This window comes from Endozoicomonas sp. (assembly GCF_965196975.1).
In the GTDB taxonomy this organism is placed as follows: Bacteria; Pseudomonadota; Gammaproteobacteria; order Pseudomonadales; family Endozoicomonadaceae; genus Endozoicomonas.
Window position 1 is genome coordinate 242,738 of the sequence record NZ_OZ239981.1, and the last position, 16,647, is coordinate 259,384.

General features: G+C 48.7%; 14 protein-coding genes and 1 pseudogene. 6 read left to right on the top strand and 9 right to left on the bottom strand.

Annotation, left to right across the window (positions count from 1 at the left end):
* The first annotated feature begins 65 nt into the window (after positions 1-65).
* Positions 66-1,046 (top strand): 6-phosphofructokinase, encoded by a 981-nt coding sequence (pfkA, locus tag ACOCLE_RS01200; protein ID WP_419535167.1) that lies wholly within the window; start codon positions 66-68, stop codon positions 1,044-1,046.
* Positions 1,047-1,234: 188 nt separating this feature from the next.
* A complete protein-coding gene (crr, locus tag ACOCLE_RS01205; RefSeq protein WP_419535168.1) occupies positions 1,235-1,741 on the top strand; it encodes a PTS glucose transporter subunit IIA in 507 nt (168 codons plus the stop codon).
* Between the two features lie 45 nt (positions 1,742-1,786).
* Here the strand turns inward: crr and ptsG are convergent, their stop codons facing one another.
* Entirely contained in the window at positions 1,787-3,220 is a 1,434-nt protein-coding gene (ptsG, locus tag ACOCLE_RS01210; protein WP_419535169.1) for a PTS glucose transporter subunit IIBC, read from the bottom strand.
* Between the two features lie 703 nt (positions 3,221-3,923).
* On the opposite strand from ptsG, the gene ACOCLE_RS01215 reads away from it, so the two are divergent.
* The 4 genes from ACOCLE_RS01215 to queF all read left to right on the top strand — a co-directional run bounded on the left by ACOCLE_RS01215 (position 3,924) and on the right by queF (position 7,606).
* The gene (locus ACOCLE_RS01215) at positions 3,924-4,835 is read left to right on the top strand and encodes a TIGR01777 family oxidoreductase (RefSeq protein WP_419535170.1); all 912 of its coding nucleotides are present in this window, start codon (positions 3,924-3,926) and stop codon (positions 4,833-4,835) included.
* Positions 4,836-4,964: 129 nt separating this feature from the next.
* Positions 4,965-5,912: an ABC transporter ATP-binding protein gene (locus ACOCLE_RS01220; RefSeq protein WP_419535171.1), complete on the top strand. Its 948-nt coding sequence runs from the start codon at positions 4,965-4,967 to the stop codon at positions 5,910-5,912.
* On the top strand, positions 5,912-6,742 hold the full coding sequence (locus ACOCLE_RS01225; RefSeq protein WP_419535172.1) for an ABC transporter permease: 831 nt from the start codon (positions 5,912-5,914) through the stop codon (positions 6,740-6,742). Before ACOCLE_RS01220 ends, ACOCLE_RS01225 begins: the two co-directional genes overlap by 1 nt.
* Positions 6,743-6,757: 15 nt before the next feature.
* A complete protein-coding gene (queF, locus tag ACOCLE_RS01230; RefSeq protein WP_419535173.1) occupies positions 6,758-7,606 on the top strand; it encodes an NADPH-dependent 7-cyano-7-deazaguanine reductase QueF in 849 nt (282 codons plus the stop codon).
* Here the strand turns inward: queF and ACOCLE_RS01235 are convergent.
* The 8 genes and pseudogenes from ACOCLE_RS01235 to ACOCLE_RS01270 all read right to left on the bottom strand — a co-directional run bounded on the left by ACOCLE_RS01235 (position 7,593) and on the right by ACOCLE_RS01270 (position 16,635).
* Positions 7,593-8,774 carry an adenylate/guanylate cyclase domain-containing protein gene (locus tag ACOCLE_RS01235; RefSeq protein WP_419537277.1) on the bottom strand — a complete coding sequence of 394 codons (1,182 nt, stop codon included), beginning with the start codon at positions 8,772-8,774 and terminating at the stop codon, positions 7,593-7,595. The genes queF and ACOCLE_RS01235 overlap by 14 nt on opposite strands.
* Before the next feature lie 48 nt (positions 8,775-8,822).
* A pseudogene (locus ACOCLE_RS01240) lies at positions 8,823-9,089 on the bottom strand (hypothetical protein); the annotation flags it as partial.
* Positions 9,090-9,200: 111 nt separating this feature from the next.
* Positions 9,201-10,190 (bottom strand): NAD(P)H-dependent flavin oxidoreductase, encoded by a 990-nt coding sequence (locus tag ACOCLE_RS01245; protein ID WP_419535174.1) that lies wholly within the window; start codon positions 10,188-10,190, stop codon positions 9,201-9,203.
* 34 nt (positions 10,191-10,224) lie between these two features.
* Positions 10,225-11,109 (bottom strand): IS66 family transposase, encoded by an 885-nt coding sequence (gene tnpC / locus ACOCLE_RS01250; RefSeq protein ID WP_419535175.1) that lies wholly within the window; start codon positions 11,107-11,109, stop codon positions 10,225-10,227.
* Positions 11,099-12,604 carry an IS66 family transposase gene (gene tnpC / locus ACOCLE_RS01255; protein ID WP_419532963.1) on the bottom strand — a complete coding sequence of 502 codons (1,506 nt, stop codon included), beginning with the start codon at positions 12,602-12,604 and terminating at the stop codon, positions 11,099-11,101. Before tnpC (ACOCLE_RS01255) ends, tnpC (ACOCLE_RS01250) begins: the two co-directional genes overlap by 11 nt.
* Before the next feature lie 63 nt (positions 12,605-12,667).
* On the bottom strand, positions 12,668-14,686 hold the full coding sequence (locus ACOCLE_RS01260; protein WP_419535176.1) for an acetyl/propionyl/methylcrotonyl-CoA carboxylase subunit alpha: 2,019 nt from the start codon (positions 14,684-14,686) through the stop codon (positions 12,668-12,670).
* A gap of 9 nt (positions 14,687-14,695) precedes the next feature.
* Positions 14,696-15,481 (bottom strand): enoyl-CoA hydratase/isomerase family protein, encoded by a 786-nt coding sequence (locus tag ACOCLE_RS01265; protein ID WP_419535177.1) that lies wholly within the window; start codon positions 15,479-15,481, stop codon positions 14,696-14,698.
* Positions 15,482-15,486: 5 nt separating this feature from the next.
* Positions 15,487-16,635: an acyl-CoA dehydrogenase family protein gene (locus ACOCLE_RS01270; RefSeq protein WP_419535178.1), complete on the bottom strand. Its 1,149-nt coding sequence runs from the start codon at positions 16,633-16,635 to the stop codon at positions 15,487-15,489.
* Positions 16,636-16,647 lie beyond the last annotated feature (12 nt).

A 16,647-nucleotide genomic window follows, 5' to 3' on the forward strand; every position in this document is an offset into this window, starting at 1 on the left:
AACCTAACTAATTATTTCTAATTGCTTTACAAGCATTTAGGCACTTGGAAGGAGAATAGCCTGGCATGACCGAATTAAAGCGAGTCGGTGTTTTGACCTCCGGGGGAGATGCTCCCGGTATGAATGCGGCCATCCGTGCGACTGTTCGTGCCTGTATTTACTACGGTATTGTGCCAGTTGTCATTCAGGAAGGTTATAAAGGGCTGATTGAAAACCGTATGGAAGTAGCCGATGCCCGTACGGTTGCCAATATCATCAACCTGGGTGGTACTTTCCTGAAGTCAGCGCGCTGTCAGGAATTCCGGACCAAAGAAGGCCGTATTAAGGCCTACGAAAATGCCCGGGCAGCTGAGCTTGATGGTCTGGTGGTTATCGGTGGTGATGGTTCATTTACTGGTGCCATGCTGCTGGAAGAAGAGCATGGTCTGCCCTGTATTGGTGTGCCCGGTACCATCGATAATGATATCTACGGTACCGATTTCACCATTGGTTATGACACGGCGCTGAATACCGTTGTAGAAGCCATTGATAAGATTCGCGATACAGCGACTTCTCATAACCGGCTGTTCTTCATTGAAGTAATGGGCCGTGATGCCGGCTTTATTGCTCTAAACACGGGGATTGCTTCCGGTGCGGAGGATATCCTGATTCCTGAGCAGGAAAAGACGGTTGAACTGTTTATGGAATCTCTGCAGAAGAGCGGTCGTGCTGGCAAAACTTCCAGTATTATCGTGGTCGCTGAAGGCGATCGCAGCGGTGGTGTTTTTGAGCTCTCCCGTGCAGTGGAAGAGAAGTTCCCTGAGTACGAAGTGAAGGTTACGGTTCTGGGGCATATCCAGCGCGGTGGTAAGCCTACCTGTTTTGACCGTGTTCTGGCCAGCCGCCTTGGTGTTGCCTCTGTAGAAGCCCTCCGTAATGGCGATAGTGGTATTATGGTGGGTGTTCGTGACCAGCAGGTTGTTAAAACTCCACTGGAAAGAGCAATCAGCAAACACAACCAGATTGATAACCATCTGATGAAAGTGGCTCAAATCGTTTCAGTCTGATTCGATGTTGAATGCTGACCAGCAGATGACTAAAGTTCTTTAAGACGGAAAAGCCTCTGAAAATGAGGCTTTTTTCTTTCCTCCCTGCCGGTATTTCTTTTTGACCGGTCCCGCATCTGTGAAGTTGCCTCATTTCAGGTTTGAGCAAGCTTCATAGAAGATTGTTGTAACAGCCGCAGGTAACAGTTATGGGTATCTTTGACTCTCTCAAAAAAAGTCTGGGTTTTAACTCAAATGAGGGAACGGTCCTGAAGGCACCTTTGACGGGAAAGATTGTTCCCATAGAGGACGTTCCAGATCCAGTGTTTGCCGATAAGGTAGTGGGAGATGGTCTGGCAATTGACCCAACCGGAAATGTAATGGTAGCGCCCTGTGACGGTGTCATTGGCAAGATCTTTGAAACCAATCATGCGTTCAGTATGGAAACCCCTTCAGGTGTTGAGCTGTTTGTCCATTTTGGCATTGATACCGTGGAGCTGAAAGGAGAGGGCTTTAAACGAATAGCGAAAGAAGGGCAGCAGATTAAAGCGGGCGACCCTGTCGTTGAAGTCGATCTCACTCTTCTGAAAGAAAAGGCGAGAAGTATTGTAACCCCCATAGTGATTTCCAATATGGATGATGTCAGTCATCTGGAAAAGTCCAGTGGGAATGTGCAGGCTGGGACTGATACTCTGTTGACTGTGTATATGAAGTAACTGGAAATGGAGGCCCCCATGGATGGGGGGCCTTTCCGCTGTTTCCTACATATTCTTCATCGCTTCCTGCATCTCCGTGCGAATATTGTCTGAGCGTGGTCCGAAGATCGCCTGCATATTTTGACCTACCACGACAACTGCCGTTGCTCCCAGCTGTTTGATTCGATCAACATCCACATCTTCTGTATTGTTGACAGTGACTCTAAGCCGGGTAATACAGGCGTCAAGATTTTTGATATTGCCTTTGCCTCCAAACGCTTTAACCAGGTTAACGGCCAGCTCACTGGATGATTCAACGCCAGTTTCAGTTTCGCTTTCATCTTCACGTCCGGGTGTTTTCAGGTTAAGTGCCAGGATCAGTACCCGGAAAATGACATAGTAAAGTACTGCATAGAGTGTCCCGAGAATAATGATCCATACAGGTTTGGTGGCAATCCCAAAATAGAGCACATAGTCGATCAGGCCATTGGAAAAGGACATGGCCATCTTGATGTCGAGATAGTTGGTGATAGCGTAAGCCATACCCGCCAGCAGCGCATGAATACCGTAGAGCAGCGGGGCGACAAACAGGAAAGAAAACTCAATAGGCTCTGTGATACCAGTCAACACCGAGGTGAGAGCTGCTGAGAGCATGATGCCGCCAGCCTTTGCTCTGTTTTCGGGTTTTGCACAATGCCACATGGCAATGGCTGCAGCTGGCAGGCCGAACATTTTGAACAGATAGCCACCGGCGAGAAAGCCTGCTGTTGGGTCTCCGGCAAAGAAGCGGGCAATATCGCCATTAAATACCGTGCCGGATTCATCAATAAATTCACCCATCTCCATCTGGAAAGGGACATTCCAGATATGGTGCAGGCCAAAGGGGATGAGCAGTCTCTCGACAAAGCCATACACAAACCCCGCAGCTTCCGGATTCTCAGTCACTGACCATTGGGAAAAATCATTGATCACCAACTGAATCGGAGGCCAGATAAAGCTGAGCAGAATACCCAGGAAAATGGCACCAATGCCTGTGGCTATAGGGACAAAACGCTTGCCAGCAAAGAAGCCCAAGTAGTCCGGTAACTGAATCTTGTAGTACCGGTTAAACATCATCGAAGCCAGAATACCGACAATGATGCCGCCAAAAACTCCGGTATCAATGGTGTCGATGCCCATCACGGAGGCAGGCTCAAAGCCAAGGTGGTTGGCCATGATACCCATGGTGCCGAGCATAATGACAAAGCCAACGACGGCAGCCACGGAAGAGACGCCGTCGTTCTCAGTAAGCCCGATAGCCGTACCAATGGCAAAAATTAGGGGAAGATTGCTGAATACGGCACCACCGGCCTGAGCCATAATGCTGGAAATCAGATCCGGTATAAATGAAAACCCCGCGCTGCCGACGCCCAGGAGAATCCCGGCTACAGGCAGTACGGCAACTGGCAGCATTAACGCTCTGCCAATTTTTTGCAGCGTACCGAAAGTACTTTTGATCATGAGGGTGGCTCCGGAAAGGGAATAACAGGTCAAAAAGCAGCTCGGTAACAGCGGGTTAAACGGTCGCTCCTGTTTGCTATGAAGCGTTGGGATCACTGGTAACCTGCTGCTATCAGCTTGAGTCAATCTCGGTCAGTGCGTTGGAAGAGAAAAACAATAATTCACAAGAATAGACCAACTGTACGCTTTGCTATGGAGCTATTGTCAGAATCAGTAGGCTAGTAAATAGAGTTACAAACAGGCTGGTAGGTATATGCCGAAATAAATTGATTCAGATCAATTAAGTCTATGTGGTTTTTACGTATTATTTCGAGCGTGCATTAGATCAATGAGGGCAGGTTCCAAAAAACAAGAAATAGCCTGTTCCGGGTCTTGGCAGAGTAAACCTCAGCATGGATATTAGAAGAGAAGCGGGAGCCTTCATTCGATCCAGCCTGTAAGCCCCGGAATAGTATGTCCGGGGATTTTCTTACCGCGGGCTGAGGAGCAGATTCCATTTTATGGAGATATAAAAAGAAGCGGGAGCATCAGCGTGACAGTCAATAAAGCTCGGGTTTGAGGGGACCTGAGCTTTTTTTTTATCTTTTTAGAAAATGTTACGATTATTAACTGATGTGAGTATTATTAATAAATCGTAGTTTCCCTGTCCCAGTTGGCAATGAGACAAGGCGCAATTGGGGTGAACACTGGAGCTGATGGATTCATGCAATATCTGATTACAGGTGGTACGGGGTTTATCGGGCGCCGACTGGTTCACCGTCTGCTTAATGAAGGGCATCAGGTTGTCGTTTTGAGTCGTCAGCCGGCTAAAGACGTTCGTTTGCAGCTTTCTACCCGGGTGAAGCCCATTTCATCGCTATCTGCTGTTAATCCATCAACGTATTTCGATGCGGTGATTAATCTCGCTGGTGAAGGTATTCTGGATAAGAGATGGAGTCAGGCCAGGAAGAAGGTCTTGTTGGATAGCCGTATAGGGGTCACGTCAGAGCTTGTTGACCTGATTGAACGGATGGAGAATAAACCCGGCTGTTTCATCAGTGCATCTGCTGTTGGGTATTATGGTTTCTCTCGCCCGGGAGAGCAGTTGGATGAGTCAGCCGAAGTGGGTAGTAACTTCGCGGCAACCCTTTGTGATCGCTGGGAGCAGGCTGCCAGGCGAGTTGAGGCTCTGGGGGTGCGCACCTGCATCGTCAGAGTGGGGGTGGTGTTGCATCCAAGTGGTGGAGCGTTGCAGAAGATGTTGCCTGTCTTTCGCTTGGGGCTGGGAGGGCCAATTGGTAATGGCCGGCAGGTCATGTCCTGGATTCATATGGATGATATGCTCAATGCATTGGTCTATCTGGTAAATCACCCGGAAACAAAAGGAGTTTTCAATGCTGTGTCCCCAGAGATTCTGAGCAATAGAGCGTTTGCCAAAGAGCTGGGCCGTGCAGTTCACAGACCAGCTATCTTTACGACCCCTGAATGTGTTCTTACATTGATGCTTGGGGAGTCTGCGCAGTTGTTAACCGAGGGGCAGGCTGTGACTCCCAGGCGGCTTCAGGAGATAGGCTTTACCTTTGCCTACCCTAATGCCAGAAAGGCCTTGGCATCACTGCTTTCTTATCTGCGATAGAACCGTCTCATTCACCGGGGCGTTTCACATTATGACCACCTCAGGAAGTTGTAAATAAAATTACGATTTTAAATACCCTTTTATTATAAAATTTCAAAACTGATTATAGAAATCTCAAGGCTGAGAACCATGACTCAGGCATTGGCCATCAAGAATTTAAAAAAAGTATACGACGACGGATTTATCGCTCTGAAAGGGGTTGATCTGGAGGTTGCCAAAGGTGATTTTTTTGCATTGCTAGGTCCCAATGGGGCCGGGAAATCAACCACCATCGGCGTTATTTCATCACTGGTTCGGAAGTCAGAAGGGAGTGTGTCTGTCTTCGGCCATGATATTGAACAGGACCTGGTTAGAGCCAAGCGCTCACTGGGGGTAGTTCCCCAGGAATTTAATTTTAATCAGTTTGAAAAAGTAGAAGATATTCTGGTCAGTCAGGCTGGCTATTATGGGCTCTCTGTCCGGCAGGCCAGACCCCGTATTGAGCATTACCTTAAAAAACTTGGCCTATGGGATAAACGATTTACCCAGTCCCGAATGCTGTCAGGAGGTATGAAGCGACGCTTGATGATTGCCAGGGCTCTGATTCATGAGCCGGAACTGCTGATTCTTGATGAACCTACCGCAGGTGTGGATATTGAGCTTCGCAGAAGTCTCTGGGAGTTTATTAAAGAGATTAATGACCAGGGCACCACCATCATTCTAACGACCCACTATCTGGAAGAGGCTGAGCAGCTCTGTCGAAATATCGCCATTATTGATCAGGGCGAAATTGTTGAAAATACCAGTATGAAGCAACTGTTAAGCCTGTTGCAGAAGGAAAGCTTTGTACTGGATTTGCGACAGCCAATTGAGCAAACACCTGTGTTCTCGGGCTATAAGGTGAGCAAAATTGACAGCAACTCGCTGGAAGTTGAAGTGGATAAAAATACCGGGGTTAATGACCTGTTCAGGCAGTTGAGCGAGCTTAAGATTGAAGTTGCCAGTATGAGAAATAAAAACAACCGACTGGAAGAGCTGTTCGTCAATATGACGAAGGGGGTCTTGAAGGGCGTTGACGCAAAGGGAGAAAGGGCGTGATGTCAGGTCTGGAAAATACGGGGCGGCAAGATTTGCCGGAAAGGCCGCAGCGCAGCGAATACAGCTATCACTGGGTTGCCTTTGTGACGATCTTTGCCAAGGAAGTACGGCGTTTTATGAGAATCTGGCCACAGACCCTATTGCCGCCAGCTATCTCAATGGTGCTTTATTTTGTCATTTTTGGTGCTGTTATTGGTTCCCGTATTGGCACGATGAGTGGCTTTAGCTATATGACATACGTTCTGCCAGGACTGGTAATGATGTCGGTTATCACCAACAGCTTCAGTAATGTGGCCTCAAGTTTTTTCAGCAATAAATTTCAGCGAAGTATTGAAGAGGTCCTGATATCACCCGTTCCTAACTGGATCATTCTGGCAGGCTATGTGCTGGGTGGTGTTGCCCGGGGTGTGATTACCGGAGCCATCGTTATGGGGCTGGGATTATTCTTTGTTGAGCTGGAAGTCTATGATGTTTTTGCTACGCTGCTGGCTGTGGTGATGACCGCGACTTTGTTTGCGCTTGGCGGTTTTATTAACGGTATCTTCGCCAGAAAGTTTGATGATGTCTCTATCATTCCAACCTTCGTTTTGACACCCATGACCTACCTTGGCGGTGTGTTTTACTCCATCGAAATACTGCCTGAGTTCTGGCAGAAAGTCTCCATGCTGAATCCGATTCTCTATCAGGTGAATACCTTTCGCTATGGGCTTCTGGGTGAGGCGGGTGGTATTGATACTGGTTTTTCCTTTGCTGTAATGCTTCTGGCTATATTGTCACTGGGTGCATACAGCTTACACCTGCTGAAAACTGGTCATGGCCTGAGAAGTTAATGGTTGTATTGAATAATGAGTGATGTCCTGCATGCTTCACCGCTGGGTAAAAACAGCGAGTACAAATCGGAATACGATCCTTCGTTGCTGTTTCCTATTGAGCGGAAAGGCAAGCGTGAAGAGCTGGGTATTGATCCGGATAATTTGCCATTTTATGGTCGTGACCTCTGGTATGGCTATGAGCTTTCCTGGTTAAACATGTCTGGGAAACCAGTAGTACGCGTGGCTCAATTCGAGTTACCTTGTGATTCACCTTGCTTGGTTGAGTCCAAGTCTTTCAAGCTTTATCTCAACTCATTTAATCAGTCCCGCTTTGAAAGTGCTGAACAGGTTGCAGAGCGCATGACTCAGGACCTTTCTGCGGTAGCAAAAGCGCCGGTAGCTGTGTGGCTATATACCATCGGTGAGTTTGAGGGGCGGGCTTTTGATGATACGCCGGGAATCAATATTGATGAGCTGGATGTGGCTGTGGATTGTTATCGATATGACCCAAATCTACTGGCCAGGCATTCTATTGGTGATGATCCAGAGTCTGATGGAATAGTCAGTGAAACGTTGCATACACACCTGCTGAAATCCAACTGTCCGGTTACCGGCCAGCCTGACTGGGGAACGCTGGTGGTCAGTTATCGTGGAGAGCCGGTTGATCATGCATCGCTACTGAAATATGTCTGCTCATTCAGGGATCATCAGGAATTCCATGAACAGTGTGTTGAGCGTGCGTTTGTGGATCTGCAAAAACACTACAAGTTTGAAGAACTGACAGTCTATGCTCAGTATCTTCGTCGTGGCGGGCTGGATATTAATCCATGGCGCAGTACATTGGACATAAAACCCGAAGCGTTGAGATTTATTCGACAGTAATATGTTTTCTATCAGAGTGCTTCAGGTTTTTTGATGCAGGAGCGCTCTGACTTTCTTTGAATGTATTGTTCTGACGTGAGTTCATGGGTTCTGACAGGTCGTCCTTTAAGAGCTTCTGAGTTGCTTCATCCAAGGTTTGAATTATCTTTCTGCGCTCAAACTGATCAATACTGTTGGTATCCAGACTGAATGAAAACCCTTTGCTATCGTGCTCAAAATAGCTTTTTTGCAGGCCCAGGTTACGGCGCAGGTCTATAACCTTATAAATAGGCACTGAGCGACTGAATCCTTTTACCTGAATTTCCCCCTTGGACTGGCAAAGCACAACGTCCTTAACCAGTGACCAGGTTTCGTTGGATAGCAGAATCTGGTTAGGTTCCGCGGCGCTTTCCAGACGGCTGGCCAGATTAACTTCCCGGCCAAGCAAGGTGTAATCCATACGGGATTCTGCACCGAAATTGCCAACTGTGCAGTAGCCGGTATTAATACCAATTCTGATGCGAAGCGGATTCTCGATCCCTTTGGCAATCCACTGCTTACGCAGTACCTGCATGTGCTTCTGCATTTCAATGGCCATGGAGACTGCTGCCAGCGCATCTTTTCGGTAGCCCCGGGTTTTAGGGTCACCAAAAAAGATCATAATACTGTCACCGATAAATTTATCGATCGTGCCACCGTATTTCAGCGCAATACGGGACATGTCGTTCAGATAGGTGTTCAGCAGTTCTGTCAGTACCTCTGGTTCCAGCTCTTCGGCCAGGTCAGTAAAGCCTTTGATATCGGAAAAGAAGACCGTCAGTTTTTTTCGCTGGCTCTCCAGTTTGGTGTTGCGCTTACCGGAAAAAATGGACTCCCAGACCTGGGGAGAAAGGTATTTGGCCAGGCTGCTGGCAAGCCTGCTGTAACGCTGCCTCTGCTGTTGGGCACTGAGCTGGATAGCCTGAAAATGCTGCTCTCTATGTCTCAGTGTATAGGCAAGATAGGATACGAAAATAAGCATTCCTAGAAGGCTTATAAACGTCGCATCTTTCCCGGTCGAAATGGTGATGTTGAGCTCAGTGAAGTGGTGAATAAACAAAGCAGCTGCAGCAGAGGGAATGGTTATCAGCAGCCCTCTGGGGCCCTGAAGGTATATGGCCCAGCCTGCCAGTAAAATAACCAGTAGCATGCTACTGACCATTGGGAAATTGACAAGAGTGATTAAGGCCCCAACATTCAGAGAGTCTACGAAAAGAGTGGCCAGCGGCCTTTTGTTGTCAACTGTCTCCTGATTCTTGGTGCGAAATAGCGCATTGATAACTATTTTTGAAAGCCAGGGAAAAACTGATAAATAAGCGACGGCACCCAGGAAGACGGTAGGAAAGTACTGGTTGGCCAGCCCGTAAACAATCACTGAGGCTGTAAGCCAATAGGCCAGAACTCTTGGAGAGAGCCGGAGGCCTCGATTCAGGGAGGGAGATACAGGTTTTTTTTTGAATTGCATTAGAATCGATTCATAGCCAAGCCTGATAGTACCGTCATCGGTATGCTGTGAGCTGGCAAGTCTAACATGCAAAAGTGCTCAAATCTGTATCTCATGTAGCCCTTTACCAAATTAACGAATACTTTCGTTGTACTCATTGATCATCTGATCAACCAGTCGTTCACAACTGATAGTATCCGTTATGCCCCCAACACCCTGGCCAGCAGACCAGACATCCTGCCAGGCTTTTGAGCTGTCTGTTCCCTTGGGGGTGAGCTTTTCGCCAAAGTTAACATTGCCCGGGTTGAGCAGGGCGTCCATGTCATAGCCTGAGTTGATCAAGCTCTGTTTCATAAAGTTTGAAGGCACACCCGTCACAGCAGGTGTATGAACAATATCTTCAGCACTGGAGTCAATGACCATGGCTTTGTGTCCTGAAGGTGCTCGACTTTCAAGGGTATTGATAAAGCGAGTGCCGACATAGGCCAGGTCGGCACCCATCAGTTGAGCGGCATGAACCTGGTGTCCATGGTTAATACAACCGCCCAGCAGCAGGGTCTTATTCCAGAATGTCCGGATTTCTTCAACCAGTGCAAAGGGGTTTAGGGTTCCCGCATGGCCTCCCGCTCCCCCACTGACGGCAATAATACCGTCAACATTGGCAGCCGCTGCTTTTTTAGCGTGTCGGACACTGGCGGCATCGTGAAAAACAATGCCGCCATAATCATGGACCCGGTTAACCACATCACGCATGGCTCCCAGTGCCGTGATTACCAGCGGCACTTGGTATTTAATGCAGAGTGTCAGGTCAGCTTCCAGCCTGGGATTCGATTCGTGAACAATTAAATTCACGCCAAAGGGCGCTGGTTGTTTTCCAGTCTGTTGTTCAAAATCTGACAGCTCGGCAGTTATTTGAACCAGCCACTCTTCCAACCCTTCACTGGTTCGCTGATTCAACGCTGGAAACGTACCAACAATACCTTTCTTGCAGCCAGCGATAACGAGGTCAGGGCCGGACACCAGAAACATGGGGGCCATGACGACTGGAATGGTCAGTCGGTTCTGCCATTGATCAGGCAGAGTCTGGTTTGCACATCGTGTTGAAGACTCTTTTGAAAACACCCGTGATACTCCTGAAACTATTATTTTTCTGTAACTATTCAGCACCCAGCAAAGGCGTATTGTTGTAATTTCGAACCGCTTTAAGAAGCGCCTGAAATATGTTCAACCCCTGCTTTTTAGCAGATGATAAATAGCTTCGGATTCGGGTAAACATGGTACCTCCGTCTTCGCTTCTGAAGCAGCCTGAGATCTTCTGCTTAAGTTTGGCCATCCTGGCATCACGTTCACTGCCATTGTTATCGAAGGGAATTGAAAAGTCCGACATGAAGCGCAACGTTTCAACCTTAAACTCAATAAGCCTTTTGAACAGGTTGTAGGCCTTGGTATTCCTGACCTTCTTACGTCCAAGCACCTGTCGTTGTTTTTCCATATAAGCGGTTTCCTTCGTGAGAGCCCTTTGAAGGATTTGGTCGTATATCGTCTCAATGCGAAGCTGTATTGCACCAGGCATTTGAGTCAGACCGGCTGCTTTGTATTTCTTGCAGAAGTGCCAGGAGAGCGTAAGCAATTTCATCAGCCGCAGAGCCAGCTTATTCGCATCCCTATCGACAACTCCCTGAAGCTCTCTCAGATGATGGGCATTACAAAGCACATGCACTGCCGCATAGGCAAAGTAGGACTTCCAATGATCGTGAACCAGAATGCCTGCAAAAGTCAGCAGGATGCCCATTGCATCCATTGCTTCACAACCTCGCCTTTCTGAGAGGTAGTAAAGCGTCCATTGGTCATCTCGCATAATGTGTAACCACCACAGTGAACCGTCAACCCGCATGCCAGTTTCATCCGCTCCTGCAACCGGACTTTCTTGTAAAGCATCGCGGATACTCTGCTCAGTAGAGGCCAGGTTCTCATGGGTATAGGCAACAAAATTGGCAACAGAGCCTGCGCTGACACTCATGCAATAGTAACTATTCAGCACCCAGCAAAGGCGTATTGTTGTAATTTCGAACCGCTTTAAGAAGCGCCTGAAATATGTTCAACCCCTGCTTTTTAGCAGATGATAAATAGCTTCGGATTCGGGTAAACATGGTACCTCCGTCTTCGCTTCTGAAGCAGCCTGAGATCTTCTGCTTAAGTTTGGCCATCCTGGCATCACGTTCACTGCCATTGTTATCGAAGGGAATTGAAAAGTCCGACATGAAGCGCAACGTTTCAACCTTAAACTCAATAAGCCTTTTGAACAGGTTGTAGGCCTTGGTATTCCTGACCTTCTTACGTCCAAGCACCTGTCGTTGTTTTTCCATATAAGCGGTTTCCTTCGTGAGAGCCCTTTGAAGGATTTGGTCGTATATCGTCTCAATGCGAAGCTGTATTGCACCAGGCATTTGAGTCAGACCGGCTGCTTTGTATTTCTTGCAGAAGTGCCAGGAGAGCGTAAGCAATTTCATCAGCCGCAGAGCCAGCTTATTCGCATCCCTATCGACAACTCCCTGAAGCTCTCTCAGATGATGGGCATTACAAAGCACATGCACTGCCGCATAGGCAAAGTAGGACTTCCAATGATCGTGAACCAGAATGCCTGCAAAAGTCAGCAGGATGCCCATTGCATCCATTGCTTCACAACCTCGCCTTTCTGAGAGGTAGTAAAGCGTCCATTGGTCATCTCGCATAATGTGTAACCACCACAGTGAACCGTCAACCCGCATGCCAGTTTCATCCGCTCCTGCAACCGGACTTTCTTGTAAAGCATCGCGGATACTCTGCTCAGTAGAGGCCAGGTTCTCATGGGTATAGGCAACAAAATTGGCAACAGAGCCTGCGCTGACACTCATGCAATAAATAGTATTGAAATACTCAGACACCCGGTGATATGGGATGAAGTGATACTGGTTTAAATGAACAGCCATTGCCTGAGTCACTTCTCCGTATTGAGCAGCGGCTTTCACTCCTTGGGGAAACTCAGCGGTGTTCCGTTTACCACAAGGACATACTTTAACGTCTGCCCAGTACGCGGTAACTTCAAATTCTCCGGGTCTACCTGGATCAAAAACCTGTCGCTCAATGTATTTGGTGGGTTTAATATCGATAAGCGAAGACTGGCAACAGCAACATTTTTCAACCTTCAGATGCCTGACATAATCGGGTAAGGCGACACGTCTCAAACAAGAGCCTTGATGACCTTTCTGGCCACCTGGTTTATTGCCTGAAGATGGTCTAAGGCTTTTGGGGTTCGGTGTTTCCTGTGAGGAGCAGGGGGCTTCTTTGGAAGATGTATCACCTTTATCACTCCCTTTTTTACTGGGCTTTTGATAACCATCTGACGATGGTGGCTTACTACTGTTTTGACTGTTTTTATTAACCCTTTCTTCCAGTTCGCTGCAACGTTCCCGTAAAAGCGCATTCTCGGTCCGAAGCTCTTCATTCTCTTTAAGGAGAGCTTCGGTAAACGGAGTAGCTGGGAAGTCTGGTTCCATACTGGAGATTTGTTAGAAAAATTGAGTATAAGATGATGGTTGAAAAATCAGAAAATTCCAGATTTATATGAAGGGTGCTGAATAGTTACATTTTTCTAATTCAATCAAAAGTTGGCGGCCTTTCACCTGGTCGCCTGGCTGCGCATTGATATTACCAACAATGCCATCCATGCCTGCCCTGAGCGGATGTTCCATTTTCATGGCTTCGACCACGATGAGTACATCGCCGCATTTTATGGTTTGTCCCTGCTCAACCAGAAGATCGACCACTACACCATCCATCGAGGCAAGAATCTGGCTGGAGCCAGCCTTGCTGTCTTTTGTCACCATAAACGTCTTATCGGTGAATCGCAGGTTTCCCCGGTGGCTGGCGAGCCACAGTTCTGGCACTTCCCCATTACGATTGATGGAGAAGGTCGCTGTTTTCATGACGCCGTCAGCAATATAACGCAGCTGGTGGCCACTGCATTCAATCAGCTGAAATTCTATGGGAGTCTGGTCGAGTCCTTTGCTCTCAAAAGATATGCGGTAGCTACTTTGACATTCTTTGGAAATTTTTACGGTTCGTAGATGATCGCCACAGCCAAGCTTGATTGGCCTTTCAAAGGATAGGGTAGTCTGGAGGTTACTGCTTTCTACCTGAGGCCCTTCACTCAGTAGCAAAGCGGCAAGTAACCACTCTTCATGGCTGACGACCTGAGAGGTCAGGCTGGCGTTACTGGTGAATTGATCCCGGATAAAATCGGTGGTTGCCTGGCCGCTGACAAAAGCTTCGCTCTGGAGTAGCTCACTAAGAAAACAGCGATTATCCCGTAATCCTAATAAGTGAGAGTCTTGTACTAATCTCAATAAACGACGCCGAGCCTGCTCCCGGTTATCCCCATAAGCAATGAACTTTGCCAGCATCGGGTCATAGTGAGCACTGATCTGGTTGCCTTGCTGAATGCCCGAATCCACTCTGATCCCGTGGAAAGCGTCACCGGATACACTGTCCGTCAAGGCTGGTTGCCATAGCGATAGGGTGCCTGTCTGGGGCATAAAGCCATTTGCAGGGTCTTCTGCATAGAGGCGGACTTCAATAGCGTGACCATTTAATTGGATTTGCTCCTGAGTGAGTGGTAATTTCTCACCAGCAGCCACTCTTAATTGCCACTCCACAAGATCCAGATTGGTCACCAGCTCAGTAACCGGGTGCTCGACCTGGAGCCGTGTATTCATTTCCAGAAAGTAGAACTCATTTTCACTGGTTAGCAGAAATTCAACCGTGCCAGCACCAACATAATTACAGGCCTTGGCTGCAGAGATCGCGGCCTGACCCATTAACTCCCTCAGTTCTGGTGTCAGTGCCGGTGAAGGTGCTTCTTCAATGACCTTCTGATGGCGTCGCTGCATGCTGCAATCACGCTCGCCTAAATGGATGGTGTTGCCATAGATGTCAGCAAAAACCTGTATTTCGATATGACGGACAGAGGTCAGTGCTTTTTCCAGAATCAGCTCATCACAGCTAAAGGCGCTGGCTGCTTCAGAGCGTGCTGATTTAAGCGCACCTTCCAGTTCGGAAGCGTGGTTTACGACACGCATTCCCCGGCCACCTCCCCCCGCAGAGGCTTTCACCATAATTGGATAGCCAATACTTTCTGCGGCGCTGGTGAGCGCTTTATCACTTTGCTCCTTGCCTTCATAGCCGGGAATACAGGGGACGTTTGAAGCAAGCATAACCTCTTTCGCGGCTCGCTTACTGCCCATCAACTCAATGGATTTAGAGTCGGGTCCAATAAAGACCAGGCCTTGTTCATTGCATGCCTCTGCAAATTCAGGGTTTTCGGATAAGAACCCATAGCCGGGGTGTATGGCATCACTCCCTGTGACTCGGGCAGCATGAAGGAGCTTGTTGATGTTTAAGTAGCTGTCACTGGCCTGGCCCTTGCCTATACAGACGGCTTCATCGGCCAGCCGGACATGAGGGGCATCACAGTCGGGTTCTGAATAAACAGCAACGGTCCGATACCCAAGCGATTTGGCAGAGGCAATGACACGCCGAGCAATTTCACCGCGATTGGCTACTAATACTTTATGAAACATGCTCTTCCCCTATCGCCAATTCGGTTTACTTTTATTCGCAAAAGCCCTGGCACCTTCACGGCCTTCTCCCTGGACGCTGTCAGCAAAGTGAATAGCGGCTTCATCCAGTAATGATGCCATGGGCAGCTTGCCTACTTTGTGCATCAGAGCCTTGGTTGTGGCTGTGGCCTGAGGCGCGCAGTTCATCGCCGCTGATACGGCCAATGTCAGCTGGCTGTCCAGTTCGTCCTGAGTCTGGGAAACATGATGAATAAGGCCAAGCATCAGAGCCTGTGCTGCAGGAATTCGCTGTCCAAGCAACGCCAGTCGTCTTGCCTGGGTCAGGCCAATACGGTCAACCACGAAAGGGGCGATCTGTGCCGGTATGATTCCTAGAGAGGTCTCAGGCATGGCAAATGCCGAGGTGGTATCGCTGATCGCGACATCACTGATACAGGCAAGGCCAAAACCACCACCCAGCACGGCCCCCTGTAAAACAGTAATGACCACGCAGGGCAGGGTATTCGCCTGTTCCAGCATCAGGCCAAAGGAGCGGTTGAATTGGGCCAGTTCGTTCCGGTCACTGGCGATGGCCTGCATTTCTTTGATATCCCCGCCCGCGCAGAAATTTCCGTCCGCTCCACGGATGATGAATACCCTTACCTGTTGCTCAACTGCTCGATTCATGACCTGAGTCAGTTCGTTGACCATGGTCAGATTCATAGCATTGGCCTGCTTTGGCCGGTTCAGGGTAACGGTTAGAACATCCGCCTGTTGCTCAACGAGCAGAGTTTTGTAGATTTCTGGAGTGCCCATTGTGATTACCCCAGAGCTTTAGCCATATTTTTGCCAATAATCCCGAGCATAATTTCATCAGCACCGCCGCCAATGGAGCCAAGACGGTTATCCCGGTAGAAGCGGCTTACGACGTTATCCCACATAAAGCCCATCCCTCCCCAGTACTGCAGGCAGGCATCACTGACTTCTCGTGAAAGGCGACCGGATTTTAATTTGGCCATGGAGGCAAGCTGCGTGACATCTTCACCCTGGCTGTATCGTTCACAAGCCTGATAAGTCAGGGCCCGAAGCGCCTCAACTTCTGTTTGCAGCTCTGCCAGTCGAAACAGGATGGACTGGTTGGCAATCAGAGGTTTGCCAAAGGCGTTGCGCTCCCGAGTGTAGGTAAGCGTGTCGTTTATACAGATTTCCATCCCTTTCAGTGACATGGCCGCAACGTATAGCCGCTCCTCCTGAAACTGCTGCATCTGCATGACGAAGCCGCCACCTTCCGGGCCAATCCGGTTTTTTTGCGGAACCCGTACGTTATCAAAGAAAATCTGTGCGGTATCAGAACTGCGCATGCCCAGTTTGTTGAGTTTTTCCGAGAATGAAATTCCAGGTGTATCGGTAGGAACGATAATCAGTGATTTGTTCTTGTGGGCCGGTTCGTCAGAGGTATTGGCCAGCAGGCAGATAAAGTCAGCCTGAGTGGCATTGGTGATCCACATTTTGCTGCCATTGATAATGTAGTCGTCACCGTCTTTCATGGCCGTTGTCTTGATGGCGGCAACATCACTGCCGGCTCCGGGCTCGCTGACACCTATACAGGCTACCCTATCGCCAGCAATGGCCGGTGTCAGGTATGTCTCACGGACATAATCACTGCCGAACCGTGCCAGTGCCGGGGTGGCCATGTTGGTCTGTACGCCAATGGCCATCGGTATACCACCGCAGCGAATGGCGCCGAACTCTTCTGCCGCCAGCATTTCAAAGGTGTAGTCGAGCCCCATACCACCATTTTCTACCGGTTTGCTGATACCGAGCAGCCCCAGGTCACCCATCTTTTTGAAGAGGGCTTTAGCGGGAAATAGGCCAGCCTCCTCCCAGCTGTCGACATGGGGATTAACTTCATTTTCTACAAAGTTTGCAATGGTGCGTTTAAGCTCCAGATGTTCCTGGGTGAGTATCATGATATTTCCTGG